This is a genomic window from Stagnihabitans lacustris (assembly GCF_025950525.1).
Classification (GTDB): domain Bacteria; phylum Pseudomonadota; class Alphaproteobacteria; order Rhodobacterales; family Rhodobacteraceae; genus Stagnihabitans.
This window is the reverse complement of record NZ_JAPDGS010000002.1, coordinates 291,847-312,486: the sequence shown is the minus strand read 5'-3', so window position 1 is coordinate 312,486 and position 20,640 is coordinate 291,847. Positions and strand designations below refer to the sequence as shown.

Annotated in this window: 18 protein-coding genes and 1 pseudogene; 14 read left to right on the top strand and 5 right to left on the bottom strand. The window is 64.4% G+C overall.

Translation table 11 applies throughout. The features are described 5' to 3' along the window. The first annotated feature begins 278 nt into the window (after positions 1 to 278). From polA to infB, 7 genes are all read left to right on the top strand, one after another. On the top strand, positions 279 to 3,089 hold the full coding sequence (gene polA / locus NX862_RS06105) for a DNA polymerase I (RefSeq protein WP_264492995.1): 2,811 nt from the start codon (positions 279 to 281) through the stop codon (positions 3,087 to 3,089). Continuing rightward, a complete protein-coding gene (locus tag NX862_RS06100) occupies positions 3,089 to 3,511 on the top strand; it encodes a DUF2306 domain-containing protein (RefSeq protein ID WP_264492994.1) in 423 nt (140 codons plus the stop codon). Before polA ends, NX862_RS06100 begins: the two co-directional genes overlap by 1 nt. Beyond that, positions 3,508 to 4,062, top strand: a complete 555-nt coding sequence (locus NX862_RS06095; protein WP_264492993.1) for a YdeI/OmpD-associated family protein — start codon at positions 3,508 to 3,510, stop codon at positions 4,060 to 4,062. The genes NX862_RS06100 and NX862_RS06095 overlap by 4 nt, the downstream gene beginning before the upstream one ends. A 117-nt stretch (positions 4,063 to 4,179) precedes the next feature. Beyond that, positions 4,180 to 4,779, top strand: a complete 600-nt coding sequence (gene rimP / locus NX862_RS06090) for a ribosome maturation factor RimP (protein WP_264492992.1) — start codon at positions 4,180 to 4,182, stop codon at positions 4,777 to 4,779. 10 nt (positions 4,780 to 4,789) lie between these two features. Beyond that, a complete protein-coding gene (nusA, locus tag NX862_RS06085; protein WP_264492991.1) occupies positions 4,790 to 6,376 on the top strand; it encodes a transcription termination factor NusA in 1,587 nt (528 codons plus the stop codon). 1 nt (position 6,377) lies between these two features. Then, entirely contained in the window at positions 6,378 to 7,010 is a 633-nt protein-coding gene (locus tag NX862_RS06080) for an RNA-binding protein (RefSeq protein WP_264492990.1), read from the top strand. 5 nt (positions 7,011 to 7,015) lie between these two features. After that, positions 7,016 to 9,622, top strand: coding sequence for a translation initiation factor IF-2 (gene infB, locus NX862_RS06075; RefSeq protein ID WP_264492989.1), 2,607 nt, complete (start codon positions 7,016 to 7,018; stop codon positions 9,620 to 9,622). Between the two features lie 48 nt (positions 9,623 to 9,670). Here the strand turns inward: infB and NX862_RS06070 are convergent, their stop codons facing one another. From NX862_RS06070 to fnrL, 5 genes and pseudogenes are all read right to left on the bottom strand, one after another. Beyond that, the gene (locus NX862_RS06070; protein WP_264492988.1) at positions 9,671 to 9,817 is read right to left on the bottom strand and encodes a hypothetical protein; all 147 of its coding nucleotides are present in this window, start codon (positions 9,815 to 9,817) and stop codon (positions 9,671 to 9,673) included. A 111-nt stretch (positions 9,818 to 9,928) separates the two neighbouring features. Continuing rightward, a complete protein-coding gene (locus NX862_RS06065) occupies positions 9,929 to 10,069 on the bottom strand; it encodes a hypothetical protein (RefSeq protein ID WP_264492987.1) in 141 nt (46 codons plus the stop codon). Positions 10,070 to 10,256: 187 nt separating this feature from the next. Continuing rightward, on the bottom strand, positions 10,257 to 10,622 hold the full coding sequence (locus NX862_RS06060) for an NUDIX domain-containing protein (RefSeq protein ID WP_264493465.1): 366 nt from the start codon (positions 10,620 to 10,622) through the stop codon (positions 10,257 to 10,259). Positions 10,623 to 10,805: 183 nt separating this feature from the next. Continuing rightward, positions 10,806 to 11,597 (bottom strand): annotated as a pseudogene (gene trmD / locus NX862_RS06055) (tRNA (guanosine(37)-N1)-methyltransferase TrmD); the annotation flags it as partial. Between the two features lies 1 nt (position 11,598). Beyond that, positions 11,599 to 12,345 carry a transcriptional regulator FnrL gene (fnrL, locus tag NX862_RS06050; RefSeq protein WP_264492986.1) on the bottom strand — a complete coding sequence of 249 codons (747 nt, stop codon included), beginning with the start codon at positions 12,343 to 12,345 and terminating at the stop codon, positions 11,599 to 11,601. 61 nt (positions 12,346 to 12,406) lie between these two features. On the opposite strand from fnrL, the gene hemN reads away from it, so the two are divergent. The 7 genes from hemN to NX862_RS06015 all read left to right on the top strand — a co-directional run bounded on the left by hemN (position 12,407) and on the right by NX862_RS06015 (position 20,563). Next, positions 12,407 to 13,756 carry an oxygen-independent coproporphyrinogen III oxidase gene (gene hemN, locus NX862_RS06045; RefSeq protein WP_264492985.1) on the top strand — a complete coding sequence of 450 codons (1,350 nt, stop codon included), beginning with the start codon at positions 12,407 to 12,409 and terminating at the stop codon, positions 13,754 to 13,756. Positions 13,757 to 13,873: 117 nt separating this feature from the next. Next, positions 13,874 to 14,731 carry an FAD binding domain-containing protein gene (locus NX862_RS06040; RefSeq protein WP_264492984.1) on the top strand — a complete coding sequence of 286 codons (858 nt, stop codon included), beginning with the start codon at positions 13,874 to 13,876 and terminating at the stop codon, positions 14,729 to 14,731. Further along, positions 14,728 to 15,207 carry a (2Fe-2S)-binding protein gene (locus NX862_RS06035; RefSeq protein WP_264492983.1) on the top strand — a complete coding sequence of 160 codons (480 nt, stop codon included), beginning with the start codon at positions 14,728 to 14,730 and terminating at the stop codon, positions 15,205 to 15,207. Before NX862_RS06040 ends, NX862_RS06035 begins: the two co-directional genes overlap by 4 nt. Continuing rightward, positions 15,207 to 17,444 carry a xanthine dehydrogenase family protein molybdopterin-binding subunit gene (locus NX862_RS06030; protein ID WP_264492982.1) on the top strand — a complete coding sequence of 746 codons (2,238 nt, stop codon included), beginning with the start codon at positions 15,207 to 15,209 and terminating at the stop codon, positions 17,442 to 17,444. Before NX862_RS06035 ends, NX862_RS06030 begins: the two co-directional genes overlap by 1 nt. Further along, on the top strand, positions 17,444 to 17,689 hold the full coding sequence (locus NX862_RS06025; protein ID WP_264492981.1) for a MoaD/ThiS family protein: 246 nt from the start codon (positions 17,444 to 17,446) through the stop codon (positions 17,687 to 17,689). Before NX862_RS06030 ends, NX862_RS06025 begins: the two co-directional genes overlap by 1 nt. Positions 17,690 to 17,753: 64 nt before the next feature. Then, complete coding sequence (locus NX862_RS06020; RefSeq protein ID WP_264492980.1) at positions 17,754 to 18,755, top strand: glycosyltransferase family 2 protein; 1,002 nt, start codon at positions 17,754 to 17,756, stop codon at positions 18,753 to 18,755. Beyond that, positions 18,752 to 20,563: an FkbM family methyltransferase gene (locus NX862_RS06015; RefSeq protein ID WP_264492979.1), complete on the top strand. Its 1,812-nt coding sequence runs from the start codon at positions 18,752 to 18,754 to the stop codon at positions 20,561 to 20,563. The genes NX862_RS06020 and NX862_RS06015 overlap by 4 nt, the downstream gene beginning before the upstream one ends. Positions 20,564 to 20,640 lie beyond the last annotated feature (77 nt).

Below are 20,640 nucleotides of genomic sequence, written 5' to 3'. Positions count from 1 at the left end.
TGCGCGCGGTAGCCGGGGGGCTGCCGCCCCCCGGACCCCCTGCTTCAAGGGGGCCACGGCCCCCTCGAAAATCCCCGTGAGTATTTGGGCCAGTGTGAAATCAGGAGCTGAGCGGTTCGGGTCGCCGCTTTGCGCTTGGGCTTGGAGACTTGCTGGCTGCTGCGATGGTTGGCGCGGCCAGACTTGGCGCTTGAAAACTCCCTTGGACACCCTCTTTCCCCCGGTGGCAGTTTCCGCGCTTTGATGGCATTGTGAGCCGCAAACAGGGGGCGCGACCAATGACTTCGACGGGTTTCGGCAAAGGGCATCATCTTCATCTGATCGACGGATCGGCCTTTATCTTTCGGGCCTATCACGCGCTGCCTCCTTTGACGCGCAAGTCGGATGGCCTGCCCGTCGGCGCCGTCGCGGGGTTCTGCAACCTGCTTTGGGGCGAGCTGACCGCCGCCCGCGCGCAGGGCCCCACCCATATCGCGGTGATCTTTGACGCCGGGTCCAAGACCTTTCGCAACGACATCTACGACCTTTACAAGGCCAACCGCCCCCCCCTGCCCGAGGACCTGCGCCCCCAGTTCCCCCTGACCCGCGATGCCACCCGCGCCTTCAACGTCGCCTGCCTGGAAATCGACGGCTATGAAGCCGATGACATCATCGCCACCTTTGCCCGCCAAGGGCGTGAGGCGGGGGGGACGGTCACGATCTTTTCCTCGGACAAGGACCTGATGCAGTTGATCGGCGATGGCGTCGACATGCATGACCCGATGAAGAACAAGCGCCTGGGCCGGGATGAAGTGCTGGAGAAGTTCGGCGTCGGGCCGGAGCGCGTGGTGGATGTCCAAAGCCTTGCCGGGGATTCGGTCGATAACGTGCCGGGCGCGCCGGGGATCGGGCTGAAGACCGCGGCTTTGCTCATCAACGAATATGGCGATCTGGACACGCTGTTGGCCCGCGCCGGAGAGATCAAGCAGCCCAAGCGCCGCGAGGCCCTGGTGGACAATGCCGACCTGATCCGCATTTCCCGCGAGCTGGTGCGGTTGCGCGATGATGTGCCGGTGGGGGTGACGCTGGACAGTTTCGAACTGCAGCCGCCGGATGGCGAGACGGTCATGGGGTTCCTGCGGCTCATGGAATTCGCCACGCTGATGAAGCGGGTGGGCGACAAGCTGGGGGTTGCGGCGCCGGCTTTGGCCCCTGACCGCGGCTATGAGGTGGCGGGCGCGCATGAGCCTGCCAAGCTTGAGGCCAAGCCGATCGACCCCTCGGCCTATGTCTGCATCCGGGATATGGGCGCGCTGCAGGGTTTCATCGACCAGGCGCGGGCGCGGGGTTGGCTGGCGGTGGACACCGAAACGACCAGTCTTGACGAGATGCGGGCCGAGATCGTCGGGATCTCGCTGGCCGTCGAACCGGGGGTCGCGGGCTATGTGCCGCTGCTGCACCGCACCGGGACGGATGACCTTTTGGGCCAGGTGACGCTGGTTCCGGGGCAAATGGACCGCGATCAGGTGCTGGCGGCGCTGAAACCCGTGCTGGAGGACCCTGCGGTCCTGAAGATCGGGCAGAATATGAAATACGACGCCAAGATCTTTGCGCGGCTTGGCGTTCAGGTCGCGCCGATTGATGACACGATGCTGATGTCCTATGCCATGCACGCCGGGCTTCACAATCACGGCATGGATGAATTGTCCCAGAAATATCTGGGACATACGCCTATCCCGATCAAAGAGCTGATCGGGTCGGGCAAAAGCCTTGTCACCTTTGACCGCGTCGATATCGACCGCGCCACGCGCTATGCGGCCGAGGATGCTGATGTGACCTTGCGGCTTTGGCAGCTGTTCAAACCGCAACTGCATCAGGCGCGTGTCACCACGGTCTATGAGACGTTGGAGCGGCCCTTGGTGCCGGTTCTGGCCCAGATGGAAATGGCGGGGATCGAGGTCGACCGCCAGGTTCTGTCGCGCATGTCCGGGGCATTCGCGCAAAAGATGGCGCAGCTGGAGGAGGAGATTCAGACCCTCGCCGGCGAGAAGTTCAACGTCGGATCGCCGAAGCAGCTGGGCGAGATCCTGTTTGACAAGATGTCCCTGCCGGGCGGGGAAAAGACCAAGACCGGCGCCTGGGGGACCGGCGCCGATGTGCTGGAGGACCTGGCCACCGAACATGAACTGCCGGGGCGGGTGCTGGACTGGCGGCAGTTGGCCAAGCTGAAATCGACCTATACCGATGCGCTGCAGGACCATATCAACCCGGAAACCGGGCGGGTGCATACGTCTTATTCGATCAGTGGGGCGGTGACGGGGCGTCTGGCCTCGACCGATCCGAATTTGCAGAACATCCCGGTGCGGTCAGAGGAAGGCCGCCGCATCCGCGAGGCCTTTGTGGCGCCGAAGGGTAAGGTTCTGGTCAGCTTGGACTATTCCCAGATCGAATTGCGCATCCTCGCCCATGTGGCCGATATCCCGGCGCTACAGCAGTCCTTCCGCGACGGGATCGACATTCACGCCATGACGGCGAGTGAAATGTTCAACGTGCCGCTGGATCAGATGACCAGCGACATCCGCCGCCGGGCCAAAGCGATCAACTTTGGCGTGATCTATGGCATCTCGGGCTTTGGCCTTGCGCGCAACCTGCGCATCCCGCGGGCCGAGGCGCAGGGCTTCATCGACCGCTATTTCGAGCGTTTCCCGGGCATCAAGGAATACATGGCCGCGACGGTGAAATTCGCGCAGGACCATGGGTTTGTGCAGACCCTGTTTGGCCGGAAAATCCACACGCCCGAGATCAATGCCCGCGGCCCCGGGGCGGGTTTCGCCAAGCGCGCCGCGATCAACGCGCCGATCCAGGGGACCGCCGCCGACATCATCCGCCGCGCCATGATCCGGATGCCGGGGGCCATCGCCGACCTGCCCGCCAAGATGCTGCTGCAGGTCCATGACGAACTGCTGTTCGAGGTGGAAACCGAGGCCGCCGACACCCTGATCGCCCGCGCCAAAGAGATCATGGAGGGCGCCGCCCACCCGGCCGTCTCCATCAAGGTTCCGCTGGTCGTCGAGGCCGGCCGCGGCGCCAACTGGGCCGAGGCGCATTGATGACCCTGGCCCCTTTGCTGCGCGCCGAATGGGCCATCGTCATCCATGCCTTCCCGGCCATCGCGGCCTTCTTTCTGGGGCTTGTGCAACTGGTCCTGCCCAAGGGCGGGACAAGGCACCGGCTTTTCGGCTGGCTTTGGGTCGTTCTGATGGCGGTGACGGCGGGGTCGTCCTTTTTCATCCACACGATCTGCGTGATCGGCGGGTTCAGCCCGATCCACCTTTTGTCGATCCTGACCCTGGTCAGCCTGCCGCTGGCGGTGGTCCATGCCCGCAAGCACCGGATCGCCGCCCATGCCAAGTCCATGAAGATGCTGTTCTTTACCGCCCTCGTCCTGGCCGGAGCCTTTACCTTTCTGCCCGGGCGGATCATGCATGGCGTGGTGTTCGGCGGGGCGACGGTCGTGGGCGCCTGCCGATGAGCGACCCCCTGCCCTTCGCCACCCAAACCGCTTGGATGGACTGGCTTGCCGCCAACCCTGATGCGCCAGAGGTCTGGATTCTGTATCACAAAAAGGGCAGCGGCGTGGCCTCTATCGACTGGGAGCAGGCGGTGATAGGCGCCCTTGCCCATGGCTGGATCGACGGCATCCGCAAATCGGTGGACGAGACGCGGTTCAAGCAACGTTTCACCCCCCGCAGGGCGAAAAGCGTTTGGTCAGCCAAGAATGTCGCCCATTGCGAAAGGCTGATCGCCCAAGGGCTTATGACCCCCCGCGGCTTGGCGCAGGTTCAGGCGGCCCAGACCGATGGCCGTTGGGATCAGGCCTATCGGACCACCGACGCCCTGCCGCAAGATTTCCTGGATGCCGTGGCGCTTAGTCCCGCGGCGACGGAGGCGCTGAAGACCCTCGATGCCCGCAACCGCTTTGCGCTGGTCTACCGGATCGCTGCGGTCAAACGCCCCGAAACCCGCGCCCGCAAGATCGCGGAATATGTCGCCATGCTGGCCCAGGGGGCCAAGATTTATTAGACTTGCAATGCATCCCCCCCGGGCCTATATGGAACCTAACAGAGATTTCGGGGTCCAAACCTGAAATTGCCGACCTACCTTGGCCCCCTCTGGGGGCTTTTGCTTTTTTGGGGGATCATGTCCGACCTCATCGCCAGAACCGCCATCGACCGCCGCCTTGCCGACATCGTCGGCCCGGTGATCGAAGGCCTGGGATTCGAGCTCATCCGGCTGCGGCTGATGGGCGGCAATACCCGCATCCTGCAGATCATGGCCGACCGTCCCGACGGGGGGATCAATGTCGACGAATGTGGCGCGATCTCGACCGCCGTGTCGGCCTCCTTGGACGTCGAAGACCCGATCGAGGAAAACTATGTCCTTGAAGTCTCGTCGCCCGGCATCGACCGCCCCCTGACCCGCCTGAAGGATTTCGACATCTGGAAGGGCTGGGAGGCGCGGATCGAGACGACCGAGCTGATCGACGGCCGCCGCAGGTTCAAGGGCACCTTGGCCGGGATCGAGGGCGAAGAAGTCCTGATCGCGCTGGAAGAGGGCAAGGAAGAGGTCATCATCGGCCTCAACTTCGAATGGCTGTCCGATGCGAAACTGATCCTGACCGAAGAGCTGATCGCGGAAATGCTGCGTCAGCGCAAAGTCGCGGAACCCGAAGACGGCCAATTCGACGAAATCGAAGAAACCGGGGATGACGAAGAGTCCCCCGAACCGACAAAGCACTAAGGAGCGGATGATGGCGATTACCTCGGCCAACCAGCTTGAACTTCTCCAGACGGCAGAAGCCGTCGCCCGTGAGAAGATGATCGACCCCGAACTGGTCATCCAGGCGATGGAAGACAGCCTCGCCCGTGCGGCCAAAAGCCGTTACGGCGCCGAGATGGACATTCGCGTCAAGATCGACCGCAAGACCGGTCGCGCGACCTTTGCCCGCATCCGCACCGTGGTCGAGGATGAGCTGGTGGAAAACCACCACGCGCAACTGACCGTGAAACAGGCCAAGTCGCATCTGAAGGACCCGGTCGTCGGCGACGAGATCATCGACGAAGTGCCGCCCGTTGATCTGGGCCGCATCGCGGCGCAATCGGCCAAGCAGGTCATCCTGCAAAAGGTCCGTGAGGCCGAGCGCGACCGCCAGTTCGACGAGTTCAAGGACCGCAAGGGCACGATCATCAACGGCGTGGTCAAGCGCGAGGAATACGGCAATATCATCGTCGACATCGGTCGCGGTGAAGCCATCCTGCGCCGCAACGAAAAGATCGGCCGCGAAAGCTATCGCCCGAACGACCGCATCCGCGCCTATATCAAGGACGTGCGGCGTGAAACCCGCGGCCCGCAGGTCTTCCTGTCGCGGACCGACCCGCAGTTCATGGCCGAGCTGTTCAAGATGGAAGTGCCGGAGATTTATGACGGCATCATCGAGATCAAGGCCGTGGCCCGTGATCCGGGTTCGCGTGCGAAGATCGCCGTGATCTCGTTCGACAACTCGATTGATCCCGTGGGCGCCTGCGTCGGTATGCGCGGTTCGCGCGTGCAGGCCGTGGTGAACGAGCTGCAGGGCGAGAAAATCGACATCATCCCGTGGAACCAGGACCAGGCGACCTTCCTTGTGAACGCGCTGCAGCCGGCCGAGGTTTCCAAGGTCGTGATCGACGAAGAAGCCGGCAAGATCGACGTCGTGGTCCCGGATGAGCAACTGTCGCTGGCCATCGGTCGCCGCGGTCAAAACGTGCGTCTGGCCTCGCAGTTGACCGGTCTGGACATCGACATCGTCACGGAATCGGATGACAGCGCCAAGCGTCAGGCCGAATTCGCCGAGCGCACCAAGCTGTTCATGGAAGCTTTGGACATCGACGAGATGATGGCGCAGCTTCTGGTCTCCGAAGGCTTCACCAAGCTGGAAGAAGTCGCCTATGTGGATGTGGACGAACTTCTGTCCATCGACGGGTTCGACGAGGGCACGGCGGGCGAATTGCAGGCCCGTGCGCGCGACCAGTTGGAGGCCGCCAATATCAAGGCTTTGGAAAACGCCCGCAGCCTGGGCGTTCTGGAGGAGCTGGAAGGTTTCGAAGGCCTGACGCCCCAGATGCTGGAAGCCCTGGGCAAGGATGGCATCAAGTCGCTGGAAGACTTCGCAACCTGCGCCGACTGGGAACTGGCCGGTGGCTGGACGACCGAAAACGGCCAGCGCAAGAAGGACGAGGGCATCCTTGAAAAGTTCGAGATGACCTTGGAAGAGGCGCAGAACCTGATCATGACCGCGCGTGTCATGCTGGGTTGGGTCGATCCGACCGCCGGCGAACCCGAGGAGGTCGAGGCCTGATTTGACCCGCGGTGGATTCAAGAGCGAACAGGACGACCCCGAGCGGAAATGCATCGTCTCGGGCGAGGTTCAGCCCAAGGCCGGGCTGATCCGGTTCTGCTTGGACCCCGAGGGGCAAGTGGTGCCCGATGTGAATGGCAAGCTGCCGGGTCGGGGGTTCTATGTGACCGCCGACCGGAAGGCGATTGAAAAGGCGGCGGCGAAGGGCTTGTTCTCTCGCGCCGCCAAGGGGCCGGCAAAAGTCGCGCCCGGGCTGGCGGATCTGGTCGAAGACCTGATTGCGCGGCGGCTGGTCGATTCGATTTCCCTGGCCCGCAAGGCCAATGAGGCCGTGACCGGTTACGAGAAGGTGAAAGAATGGCTCATGAATGGCCGCGCCGTGCTTTTGGTGCAGGCCTCTGATGGGTCAGAACGGGGAAAAGCCAAGTTTCGGCCGCCAGAAGGCGGCTTTATCGGCCTTTTGACGGCCGCGGAATTGGGTTTGGCTTTCGGGCGGGAACGTGCGATACACGCGGCGCTTGCCGCTGGCACATTGGCCCGTCGTGTTGTAGATGAGGCCGCAAGGCTGGAGGGTCTGCGTGTGCAGAGCCCTGAGCAAGAGGACGGAGAAGACTCCGTCGTGAAGGATATGTAGGACGCATGAGCGATACAGACGGCAAGAAACCCCTCGGCCTGGGTGGCGATATACGTTCCGGTCAGGTGAAGCAAAGCTTCTCCCATGGCCGGACGAAAAGCGTCGTGGTCGAGGTCAAGCGCAAGCTGAACGTCCCGGTGAAGCCTTCGGCTTCGGCGGGCGGAGCGGCTGCGCCCTCGCCGCGGCTTGGTGACCCTTCGAAGCGCCCCGCCGGGATCTCGGATGCCGAGATGGAACGCCGTCTGGCGGCCCTGCGCAACGCCAAGGCCCGTGAGGCCGAAGACAATGCGCGCCGCGCCGATGAAGAGCGTCAGCGCGACGAAGACCGTCAGCGCAAGCGCGAAGAGGCCGACGCCAAGGAACGCGAAGCCCGCGCCGCCGAAGAGGCTGCAAAGGCCAAGATCGCCGAAGAGGCCGCCGCAAAGGCTGCGGCCGAAGCTGCCGCAAAGGCCGCCGAAGAGGCCGCACGCCGTCCGGCCGAAGCGCCGCGTGGCGAGCGCCCTGCCCGTCCGGCAGGCGACCGCCCCACCGGCGACCGTCCCTCGGGCGACCGCAATGCGCGTCCGGCCCCCGGCACCGCTGGCCGCCCCGTGCCGCCGCAGCCGCCGCCGGAAGACGCACGTCCGGCGCGTCCCTCGACCGCTCCGCGCAAGACCGACCGTGAACGCGAAGACCGCGAGCGCGCCGCCGCCAAGGCCAAGGGCGACGAAGGCCGTCGTTCGGGCAAGCTGACCCTGTCGGATGCGACCTCGTCGGGTGAAGGCGGGCGCACACGTTCGCTGGCCGCGATGAAGCGCAAGCAGGAAAAGGCCCGTCAAAAGGCGATGGGCTTTGGCAACAAGCCCGAAAAGCAGGTCCGTGACGTCCAGCTGCCCGAGACCATCGTGATCTCGGAACTGGCGAACCGGATGGCCGAACGTGGCGCTGACGTTGTGAAATCACTCATGAAAATGGGCATGATGGTCACGATGAACCAGGCCATCGACGCCGATACCGCCGAACTGGTGATCGAGGAATTCGGCCACCGTGCGATCCGCGTGACCGATGCCGACGTCGAACAGGCGATCGACACGGTCAAGGACGCATCGGAAAACCTGCTGCCGCGGGCCCCGGTCGTGACCATCATGGGCCACGTCGACCACGGCAAGACCTCGCTTCTGGATGCGATCCGCAAGACGACCGTCGTTTCGGGCGAAGCCGGCGGCATCACGCAGCATATCGGTGCTTATCAAGTGGTTACGCCGCGCGGCGAGACCGTGACCTTCCTGGACACCCCCGGCCACGCGGCCTTTACCTCGATGCGCGCCCGTGGCGCCCAGGTGACGGATATCGTGGTTCTGGTCGTGGCCGCGGATGACCAGGTCATGCCGCAAACCATCGAAGCCATTGCGCATGCAAAGGCCGCGAAGGTTCCGATCATTGTTGCGATCAACAAGATCGACAAATACGAGGCCGACCCGCAAAAAGTGCGGACCGACCTGCTGCAGCACGACATCGTCGTCGAAGCCATGTCGGGCGAAGTCATCGACGTCGAGGTCTCGGCCAAGACCGGCAAGGGCCTGCCCGAGCTGCTGGAGGCGATCAGCCTGCAGGCCGAAATCCTGGAGCTGAAGGCCAACCCGAACCGCGCCGCCTCTGGTGCCGTGGTCGAGGCGAAGCTCGACTCCGGTCGTGGCCCTGTCGCCACGGTTCTGGTGCAGAACGGCACGCTGAAGAAAGGCGACATCTTCGTCGTCGGCGAACAGTGGGGCAAGGTCCGTGCGTTGATCAACTCGGCCGGTGAGACGATCACCGAAGCGGGTCCGTCGATGCCGGTCGAGGTTCTGGGTCTGTCGGGCACGCCGGGCGCCGGTGACACGCTGAACGTCGTGGACACCGAAGCCCAGGCGCGTGAGATCGCGGATTACCGCGCCTCGGTGACGCGTGACAAGCGCGCCGCCATTGGTGCTGCGACCACGCTGGAACAGCTGATGGCCAAGGCCAAGGCCGACAAGTCGGTGGCAGAACTGCCGCTGATCGTGAAGGCCGACGTGCAGGGCTCTGCCGAAGCAATCGTGCAAGCGCTTGAAAAGATTGGCAATGACGAGGTTCGGGTGCGGGTTCTGCACTACGGCGTCGGCGCGATCACCGATACGGATGTGGGCCTTGCAGAGGCTTCCAAGGTTCCGGTCATCGGTTTCAACGTGCGGGCCAATGCGACGGCGCGGGCCGCTGCCCAGCAAAAGGGCGTCGATGTTCGGTATTATTCGATCATCTACGACCTGGTCGAGGACATCAAGAAAGCCGCCTCTGGCCTGTTGAAAGCCGAAATCCGCGAGCATTTCATCGGTTATGCGACGATCAAGGAGGTCTTCAAGATCTCCAACATCGGCAACGTGGCCGGTTGCTTGGTCACGGAGGGCACGGCGCGTCGTTCGGCGGGTGTGCGTCTGTTGCGCGACAACGTGGTGATCCACGAAGGCACGCTCAAGACGCTCAAGCGCTTCAAGGACGAGGTCAAGGACGTCCCGATGGGCCAGGAATGTGGTATGGCTTTCGAGCGCTACGAGGATATCCGGGCGGGCGACGTCATCGAAATCTTCGAACGCGAGTCGATCGAACGTTCGCTGTAAAGAAAAAGGCCGGGCAAATCGCCCGGCCTTTTGCTATTGGGGGGCGTTTCACGCCGCGATGCGATAGCCCGTTTCGACCGCATGGCCGACATAGACCTTGCCATCAAGACGCACGGCCATCCGGCCATCGTCAAAGGTTTTGACGTATTCGCCCTGGACGAAGATGCAGGACCCGATCTGGATGGTGCGCAGCATGTTATTCCTCCTTTTGTGAAGGAATGGTTGCACGATGCAGTTTACATCCTGTTAACGGGGCGCGGGATTTTCAGACAAACGCAAGAATGCTGAACAAATCACGAAGGCCGTTCACGAGGGGCGGTGGCTCGGAACCGGGCGGCCAACGAAGGTTTGCTCGCCCACGCGCACCGCGACATGGCCATTTTGGAGATCGCGGACCAGGATGCCCTGGATCAGCACACAGCTGCCGACTTCGATGGTTCTGATCATGTTAGTCCCCCGACACATGTCACTTTCTTGAAGGGTAGGGGGAAAATTTAGCTTAAGATAGCATCAAAATATAAAAAGCCGTGTTTTAGCCACATTGTTGCTTGCAAAGACACGATTCAGTAAAACAACTTTAGCGCGAATTAACCTCCTGCCACGTTTTTCCGCGACAGGCCGCATTTCGGGCGAATCACCTGCCCAGTTTGGCAGCAAATCGGCCGAGGTTCGGTTCGGCCTCGGGCGGCAATTCGGCCAGGTCAAACCACCGCATGTCGCTGAATTCGGTCGCGTCGTAATCCGGCACCTGGCGGGCGTTGCCGCGCAAGACATACCACAGCGAGACATCGACATGCCGGGTTTCGGGCGCGCCCTGGGTCAGGGTCCAGGTCAGGAACACCGGCGCCTCGGTGGCGAAATCGGCCAGAAGCCGCAGCTCTTCGCGACATTCGCGGCGTGCGGTGTCGGTCGGATGCTCTGCGGGTTCGACATGGCCCCCCGGAGGCAGCCAAAGCCCCGCGCCACGATGCGCGCCCAAAAGCACGCGAGAGCCATCCATCGGCAGGCAATAGCTGACCAGCTGCACCCCCGGCGTGGCGGGTTTGCGCACCCGCGCCAGCTCGACCCCCGAATCAATCCAGGCCAGGGCGCGGGCCTGGTCCGCCGCCTCGACCGCATCGCCCGGAACGATGGCCGCCACCAGCCCACGCACCGCCCGCCGCAGCGCCGGACCCTTTTGCGGCCGGGTCGCACGGGCCTGCCAGGCCTCCCACAGGTCGGGGCGCCGCTCGGCCGTCACGGCATGGGACTGCTCGGCCCGCCATTTCGCGATGGCCACATGGTTGCCCGAACTCAGCACGGCGGGCACCTCGCGGCCCTGCCAGACGGCGGGGCGGGTGTATTGCGGATGCTCCAGCAGCCCGTCCGAAAAGCTTTCCTCGATCGCCGAATCGGCATTGCCCAGCACACGCGGCAGCAGGCGGACCGTGGCGTCGATCAACGCCTGAGCCGGAATTTCGCCGCCCGTCAGCACGAAATCCCCCATCGACACCTCTTCGATGCCGTAGTGGTCGATGACGCGCTGATCCAGCCCCTCGAAGCGGCCACAGATCAGCGTCATCCCCTCGCCCTGGCTTAGCCGGCGCGCCATGGCCTGCGTAAAGGGCTTGCCGCGCGGGGTCAGAAAGATCACGGGACCGGGGCCAGCCGCGGCGGCCAAGGCGCGCTCCATCACGTCGGGGCGGATCACCATGCCCGCGCCACCGCCCGCGGGCGTGTCATCGACATTCCGATGCTTGCCCTCGCCGAAATTGCGCAGCGGCAGAGCGTCAAGGCTCCACAGCCCCAGGTCCAGCGCCTTGCCGGTCAGCGACAGACCCAGGGTCCCGGGAAAAGCGTCTGGAAACAGCGTGATGACCTTGACCGCAAAGGCGCCCTTGATCGTCGCATCCGCCATCAGGTCGCGCGGCTTGACCGAAAGCCGCACACCAAGCCGCCCATGAGAGCGGGATTTCTCGCCAGGTTCGTCGGACATGTCAGGCCAGCATCCCGCCATCGGCATCGTCGCCGGTTTCCTCGGCCAGCCGGTCATAGTTCGGCACGGTGATGCGGCGCTTTTCCTCCAGCTCCAGCACGCCATCCCGTTTCAGCGCCGACATCTGGCGGCTGACGGTTTCCAGCGTAAGCCCCAGATAATCCGCCATTTCCTCACGCGTCAGGGGCAGGTCAAAGCTGATCTGACCCTTAGGCGTCTTGGCCTTCAGCCCGGTTTCCCGCCGCGCCAGAATGGTCAGGAAGCTGGCGATCTTTTCCCGCGCGGTCTTGCGGCCCAGCAGAAGCATCCACTCCCGCGCGGCGTCCAGTTCGTCCAGCGTCATTTCCAGCAGACGTTGGGCGACATGCGGCGTCGTGGCCATCATCTCTTCAAACGGCTTGCGGCGGAAACAGCACATGACCAGATCCGTCACCGCCGTCACGTCATAGGGGGCAATCGCGCGGCCCGGACGGCCGACGAAATCGGACGGCAACAGCATCCCGACCATCTGGCGCCGCCCGTCCTCCATCGTCTGTGTCAGCGTCGCGATCCCCGAGACGACAGAGCCCACAAAGTCCATCCGATCCGCCGACCAGACGATATTCTGCCCCGCCTGAAAGCTGCGGTAATACTTCATCTCTTCCAACCGGGCGAGTTCATCCCCATCGCAGCGGGCGCAAACGGCCCGGTGACGGATCTGGCAATCCCCGCAATCGCGAGGGGCCAGTTTGGGCGCATGGAGCGACATGCACAGCCTTTCATTTGATCCGGATCAAGGAAGACGCGGTAACTTTGGCTAAACTACTCTCATGGACACTCAATCGCAACTCGCCCGCTTTGGTCTTTTTGACGCGCGTGTGCCGCGTTACACCTCTTATCCCACCGCGCCGCAGTTCGCGGGCGGCGTGGGACCCGGGGTCTTTGCCCGTTGGGTCGAGGAAATCCCCGAAGGCGCCGAGATTTCGCTATATCTGCATGTGCCGTTTTGCCGCAGGCTTTGTTGGTTCTGCGCCTGCCGCACGCAGGGCACGAACAGCGACGATCCGGTGATCGCCTATGCAAAAACCCTGAGGGCAGAGATTGCCATGCTGGCCCGCCACCTGCCCAAGAGTGTGCGCCTGTCCCGCCTGCATTGGGGCGGCGGCACGCCCACCATGTTGAACGCGGGTCTGATCCGCGATGTGGCGGGGGCGGTGTTCGATCTGGCCCCGATGGCGCCGGGCGGTGAATTCTCGGTCGAGATTGACCCGAATGAGATCGACGAGGCCCGGTTGGATGCCTTGGCCGCGGTGGGGATGAACCGCGCTTCGGTGGGAGTGCAGGACTTCGACCCGGAGATCCAAAAGACCATCGGCCGCGAGCAGGGCTTTCAGCTGACCGCCGATGTCGTGGCCATGATCCGCGCCCGCGGCATCCAGTCGCTGAACGCCGATATCCTTTTCGGCCTGCCGCATCAGACCCCGCATCGCATCGCCGATTCGGTGCAAAAGCTCTTGTCCTTCTCGCCCGACCGGGTGGCTTTGTATGGCTATGCCCATGTGCCCTGGATGAGCCGGCGTCAGCAGATGATCCCCTCGGATGCGATGCCCACGCCGCAAGAACGGCTGAAGCTGTTCGAGGTCGCCCGCAGCCTGTTTCTGGCGGATGGCTATGACGAAATCGGCATCGACCATTTTGCCAAGCCGACGGATGGGATGGCGGTGGCGGCCAAACAGGGCAAGCTGAAGCGCAACTTTCAGGGCTATACCGATGATCAAGCGCCGGTGCTGATCGGGCTGGGGGCCTCCTCGATCTCGCGCTTTCCGCAGGGCTACGCACAGAATGTCTCGGGGACTTCGGATTACACGGCGGCCATCCGGGCCGGGCAGTTTTCCACCCATCGCGGCCATGTCTTTGCCGGTGAAGACCCTCTGCGCGGCCGCATGATCGAGGCGCTGATGTGCGATTTCGCCATTTCGCGGGCCGAGATGGAGCGGCTGGCCCCCCGCGCCACCGTGGCCGCGATCCTGACCGAAGTGGCGGGCCAGTTCCCCGGCATGGTGCGGCTGGACGCCCAAGGCCTGTCGGTGCCCTTTGCCGCGCGGCCCCTGATCCGGGTCATCGCCCGGGCCTTCGATGCCTATGACCAAAGCAAGGCCAAACATTCGGCGGCTATCTGACGGCAGATGTCGCCAATCCGCATCGGAAGGGCGTCGGATGGCTTGATCCATCCGGCGCCCTTGGCATAGGATTTGATCAGATTTCCGGGGGCTCCCGGCAAAAGACAGGGATGATCCATGCGATACATGACAGCCGAGACGGCCGAAGCCGCGTCCAGCGCCTTGGCCGCCGAGCCAGGCTTGGCACGGGTTCTGGCCGGGGGGACTGACCTTCTGGTGCAGCTGAAGGCGGGGATGATCCGCCCCGACCTGGTGGTGGATATCAAGAAGATCCCGGGGATACGTGAGATCACGGCGGAAAATGGCGGCTGGCGCATCGGTGCCGCGGTGGCCAATGCGGAACTGAAGGAACACCCCGGCGTCAAGGCCGATTGGCCCGGCGTGGTCGAGGGCGCGAACCTGATCGGGTCCACCCAGGTGCAGGGCCGCTGCACCATGGCGGGCAATCTGTGCAACGGCTCGCCCGCGGCGGATGCCGTGCCGGGGCTGGTGGCGGCGGATGCGTCGGTGACGGTGGTCGGCCCCTCGGGGACGCGGGTGGTCAAGGTTGCCGACATCCCGGCAGGCCCGGGGCGCACGACCTTGGCCAAGGGCGAGATCGTGACCGCGATCCACCTGCCCGCCAAGGCTGCGCGGTCGTCGGATGCCTATCTGCGCTTCATTCCCCGCACGGAAATGGACATCGCCGTGGCCGCTGCCGCCGTGTCGCTGACCCTGTCCGAGGATGGCACGATCACCGCCGCCCGCGTGGCGCTTGGCGCGGTCGCGCCGAAAGTGGTGCTGGCCGATGCCAGCACGATCATCGGCACCAAGCTGGATGACGCGGCCCTGGCAGCCCTGGCAAAGGCCGCCGAAGCCGTCTGCAACCCGATTGACGACAAGCGCGGAACGATCGAATTCCGCACCTCCACCGCGGGCGTCCTGGCCCGCCGTGCCGCCGTCATCGCCTATAACCGCGCCAAAGGTGTGAAATGAAGTCCATCCCCGTCTCCACCACGATCAACGGCGATCCCGTCGAATTCCTTTGCACCCCGGATGAACCCCTGCTGGACGTCTTGCGCAACCGCCTTGGCCTGACCGGCGCCAAAGAGGGCTGCGGCACCGGCGATTGCGGCGCCTGTTCCGTCACCGTGAATGGCCGTCTGGTCTGCTCTTGCCTGGTGCTGGGTGTCGAAGTCGAAGGCGCCCAGATCGAGACCATCGAGGGCATGGCCCATGGCGAAACGCTGCATCCGCTGCAGCGGCACTTCATCGAGAAAGCCGCGCTGCAATGTGGCGTCTGCACGCCGGGCATCCTGGTGGCCGCCAAGTCCTTGCTGGAGAAAAACGCCAGCCCTACGGATGAGGAAGTCCGCTATTGGCTGGCGGGCAACCTTTGCCGCTGCACCGGCTATGACAAGATCATCGAGGCGGTGCAGTCTGCCGCCGCGGAAATGCGGGGAGAGGTCTGATGGCACTCGACGATCAAAAGCGCGCCTTCAAATATGTGGGCACCACGCCGAACCGGCCCGATGGGGTCGATAAAGTCACCGGCAAGGCGCAATACGGCGCCGATATCACCGCACCCGGGATGCTGATGGGCGCCGTTTTGCGTAGCCCCCACCCCCATGCGCGGATCGTGTCGATTGACACCTCGGCCGCCGAAGCGATGCCGGGCGTGCGCGCCGTGGTGACGGGCAAGGATTTCCCCGCGGTCGAAGACCAAGGCTTCGCCGATATCGGCGAGACCTGCATGGCGCGTGACAAGGTGCTGTATGACGGCCACCCGGTCGCAGCCATTGCCGCCACGACCCCCGCCATCGCCAAGGCCGCGATCCGCGCGATCAAGGTGGAATATGCGCCCCTGCCCCATGTCACCGATGTCGATGAGGCGATGCTTCCCGATGCCCCCGTCGTGCTGGAAGGCCGCGCTTTGGAGCATGTCCCCGCCGGCATGTCGCAAAATGTCACCAACACCTGCGAATTCGGCCATGGCGATCTGGAGGCCGGGTTTACCAAGGCCGACCTGATCCTGGAGCGCAGCTTCAAGGTCGGCGCCGCGCATCAGGGCTATATCGAGCCCAACGCCTGCATGGCCTCTTATGCCGCCGATGGCCGCGCGGACCTGTATTGCTGCACCCAAGGCCACTTCTTCGTCCGCGCCGTCTGTTCCGCGCTGATGGGGATGGAGGCGTCGCAACTGCGCGTCACCGCCTCGGAAATCGGCGGCGGTTTTGGCGGCAAGACGACCGTTTTCGTCGAACCCGTCGCCCTGATGCTGTCCAAGAAGTCGGGCCGCCCAGTCAAACTGGTGATGACCCGGGACGAGGTCTTCAAGGCGACGGGGCCGACCGTCCATGCCTCGGTCGATTGCAAGATCGGCATGACCAAGGACGGCCGCATCACCGCGGGCGACATGACCTTGCGTTACTCCGGTGGCGCCTGGCCTTCGGGCACGATCGAGATGGGCGCCCAGGCCGGGTTTGCCGCCTATGACATGCCCGCCGTGCGGACGCTGGGTTGGACCGCGCTGACCAACCGCCCCAAGGAAATCAGCTACCGCGCCCCCGGCGCCCCCCAGGCGGTCTATGCGGTCGAGTCTCTGATCGACGAGATGTGCCAGCAGCTTGGCCTTGACCCGGTCGAAACCCGGCTGAAAAACGCCGCGCGCAAGGGGACGCTGTCGTCTTATGGCGTGACCTTTGATGACATCGGCATGGTCGCCACGCTGGAGGCCGCCAAGGCCCATCCGCATTGGTCGGCGCCCTTGGGTCCGAACCAGGGTCGCGGGATCGCGGCCGGCTTCTGGTTCAACTTCGGCGGCAACACCTGCGTCAGCCTCAACATCAACGCCGACGGCACGGCCAGCGTGACCGAAGGCAACCCCGATATCGGCGGAAGCCGCGCGTCGATCAGCCTGATGGCCGCCGAAGAGCTGGGGATACCCTACGACAACATCCGCACCATCGTGGCCGATACGGCCTCGTTGGGGTATAATGACAACACGGATGGGTCGCGCGTGACCTTTGCCGTGGGTCTGGCGACGATCAAGGCCGCGCGTGCCGCGATCAAGGTCATGTGCGACCGCGCCGCCGCCATGTGGGGCATCGACGCGGAGGCTGTCGAATGGATCGACGGCGCGGCCGTCCCCGCGGGCCCCAATGCCGGCAAGTTCCCGCCCATGTCCTTGGCTGAAATCGCCGCCATGTCCTTTCAGACCGGCGGGCCGATTGCGGGCCACCATGAAGTCAACGTGGACGGCGCGGGCGTGTCCTTTGGCGTCCATATCTGCGACGTCGAGGTCGATCCCGAGACCGGCCACACGCTTGTGACCCGCTATACGGTGGCGCAAGACGCGGGCAAGGCCGTGCATCCGACCTATGTCGAGGGTCAGATGCAGGGTGGCGCGGTGCAGGGCATCGGCTGGGCTTTGAACGAGGAATACATCTACGGGCGTGATGGCCGGTTGCAGAACGCCGGCTTCCTGGATTACCGCATCCCGGTGGCCTCTGACCTGCCCAAGATCGACACCGTCATCCTGGAAATCCCCAACCCCGGCCATCCTTACGGCGTCCGCGGCGTGGGGGAAACGCCCATCGTGCCGCCCTTGGCGGCCGTGACCAACGCGGTCAGCCGTGCGATTGGCAAACGGATGTATCAGGTCCCGATGTCGCCGCCGCGCATCATGACCACGATCAAGGGCAAGTGATGGTCAAGGTCCGTCTTTGGGGCACGCTGCGTCAATGGACGGATGGCCAGCAGGACGTGGATGTCGAGGGCCAGACCTTCAAGCAGGTCCTCGACAACCTGTCGGCCGCCTATCCGGGCCTTGCGCCGCAGATCAAGCGCGGGGTGTCGCTGGCGGTGGATGGCGTGATCTATCGCGACGCCTGGTTTCAGCCCATCGCTCCGGGGGCCGAGGTCGTCTTGATGCCCTTCATGAAGGGCGGTTGATGGACTTCTTTACGCTTTTGCCGCATGACGGGGCCATCAGGATCCGGCCCCGAAAGGACGCAGCTTGCTTTTGACCTGCATCACCACCGTCTTTAACGACGGAGCCCTGTTGCGGAACTCGGTCCGGTCGATCCTGGGCCAAAGCATGACGGATTTCGAATTCCTGATCGTCGATGACGGTTCGGGACCAGAGACCCTGGCGATCCTGGACAGCCTGAACGACCCGCGACTTCGGGTGATCCGGCAGGCGAACGACGGCCTGTCCTCGGCGCGCAACCGCGCGCTAGAGCAGGCCAAGGGCGACTACATCTGCTTTCTGGATGCCGATGACAACCGGCCGAACTGGGCCTTTGCCGCGGCGGCCCGGGCGATTGCGGCGCATCAGCCCGATGTGATCCTGACCCCCGGCGTCCTGCAAGAGGTCCGCGGCGAGGTGAAGACCTTTTACGACCAGCCGATCTTTGACCAGCTGAACGCGGCGCTGCAGGGACGCCCGGTGCGGCGCGGCGATGCCGACTTTGCCAGCATCCGCGCCCTTGCCCACCGGACAGAGCCGCAATCGGCCAACAAGTTCCTGTCGCGCGCCTTCCTGAAACGCACGGGCCTTGGCTTTCCCAATGGCCATTTCTTCGAGGACATCTATTTCCACACCGGCGCCATCGCCATGGCCGACAGCCTGGCCTTTCTGGACACGCCGACCTTCGCCTATTTCCGCCGCTATGGCCGGGCGCAGATCACCTCGACCAACGGAGAGCGGCGGATGGACACGCTGGCCGTCGCCCGCCTGACGCTGGACAGCTTTGCCCGTCGGCCCGAGTTTGCCGATCCGCTGTTGCGCGGCGCGGTTCTGGTGGCGGTGCTGCGCATCCTGGCCTGGTGCGCCTCCGAGGTCAGCCACGCCGCCCGCCCGGGCTTTCACCTGGCCCTGCAGGCGATGCTGCGGCTGATCGACCCGGAATGGCTGGCGCTGGACTGGTTGACGCAGGACGCCGCCGCTGTGCCGCCCGAACTGGGCGACGTCAGCGCCGCCCGCGCCTTTGTCCGCGCGATCAGGAGCCCGTCATGACCCCGGACCACATCGAACTGCGCGCCTTTGGCCTGACCCTGACGCTGCAGGCGCCGGCGCAAGACTTCCTGCGCCATGACAGCCAATGGCGGATGCGCACGCATTACGAGCCTTCGATGGCGACGCGGTCCCTTGCGCCCGAGGGGCTCGCCTTTGACATCGGCGCGGGGTTCGGGTCGTTTGCGGTGCCTTTTGCCCTGGCCTATCCCGGCTGGACCGTCGTGGCCTTCGAGCCCGACCCCCAGGCCTTTGCCGCCCTGACGGCCAATGCCACGCGGCTGGGGGCGGTCAACCTGATCGCCCTGCCCATCGCGGTCGGCCCGGCCGATCTGCACCCCGAAGACCCGGATCTGGCCGCCGAACACCTGGCCGCCGCCCTGGAGGGCGACGCCCAAGCCGCCCTGGCCCTGGCCGATGCCCTGCCCAAGGCGGCCTTTGCGCGCCATTCCAACGACCATGGCTTCATGCAGCCGGGCGGCCTGCCCAATGACGACTTCCACGCGGTCCAGCTGCCCAGCCTGTCGACCGACATCCTGGAGAACCTCTCGCCGCAGCTGGTCAAAGTTACCGCCCCGCAGATGGAGCGCGCGATCTTTTGGGCGCTGCGGGATGCGCCCTTGGATCACATCCTGGGCGAGCGGTGGTCGCATGTCGAACACGGGCTGGTCTGTGCCGCCCGCCGTCCCGGCCTGCGCGAGACCTGGTTGCCGCAGACCGGCCCGGGTCTGGTCGGCACGCGGCGGTCGATTGCGCCCTCGCCTTTGCGGCCCGGGCTGGATGTGGTCGTGGCGCTGTACAATCAGCGCGCCTATATCCATGCCTGCGTCGAGGCGCTTTTGGCCAAGACCGAACCGGACCTGAGGGTCCTTGTCGTCGATGACGGCTCGACCGATGATAGCCTGCGCATCCTGCGTCAGGGCTTTGACGGCCATCCCCGGCTCAAGATCCTGTCCAAGGCCAATGGCGGCTGTGCCTCGGCGCGCAATTACGGGCGGATGATGTCGGATGCCAGCCACATCGCCTTTGTCGATGCCGATGACCTGCCCGATGCGGGCCTCTTCCCCGGCCTGCTGGAGCTGGGGCGGCAAACCGGGGCCGAGATGGTGCAGGGCGGCTTTCACCTGCTGGAGGACGGCGTGGTCACGCCCTCGATCGAGGCCGCCGATCCGATGCTGATCCATGCCTTTCGCCATCCGTTCGGCCATGACAGCTGTTGCCTGATGCCCGCGGCCCTGTTGGTGACGGGCCAGCCGACGATCTGGCGCCGCGTCTATCGCCGCGACTTCCTGGACAGCAAGAACATCTGGTTCCCCGAACATATCCGCGCCTTTGACGACCTGTATTTCCACCTGATGACGCTGCAATCGGTGGTCAATGTGCCGGTGCTGGACGGGGTGTCCTATGGCTATCGCCAGCACCCGGCCCAGGACATCAAGCTGAAGGACGAAAAGCACTTCTATGGGCTAGAGATGTTCCGCATGGCCTTTCAGCGCGGGATTGCCTCGGGTTGGGCGGATTTCGGGCCGGTGCTGCAATCCTATGTGAACACGGTCAACTGGGTGACGCAGGGCCTGCGCCCCGATCTGGTCGCCCCCTATTGCGAGGGCGCGGCAGAGCTGTGGGTGATGGCGGGCAAGGCCCTGGACCATCCGGTCCTGTCCGGCGTGCCGGGCTTCGGTCATCCCGAGATGCCCGCGCTGATCGCCCGCATCCGCGCCAAGCTGGAGGGTCTGCCGCAAAGCGCGGCCTATGTCTTTCTGGACAGCGTACGCTGGCAAGCGCCCCTGGTGCGGGCGCCCTGGGGCTAGGGCCTGTCCGACAAAAGTGGCCTTCGGTTTTGTCGAAAGGCAGGCGATAGGGAAAGGGCTAGAGCTTTGGTCTGCGT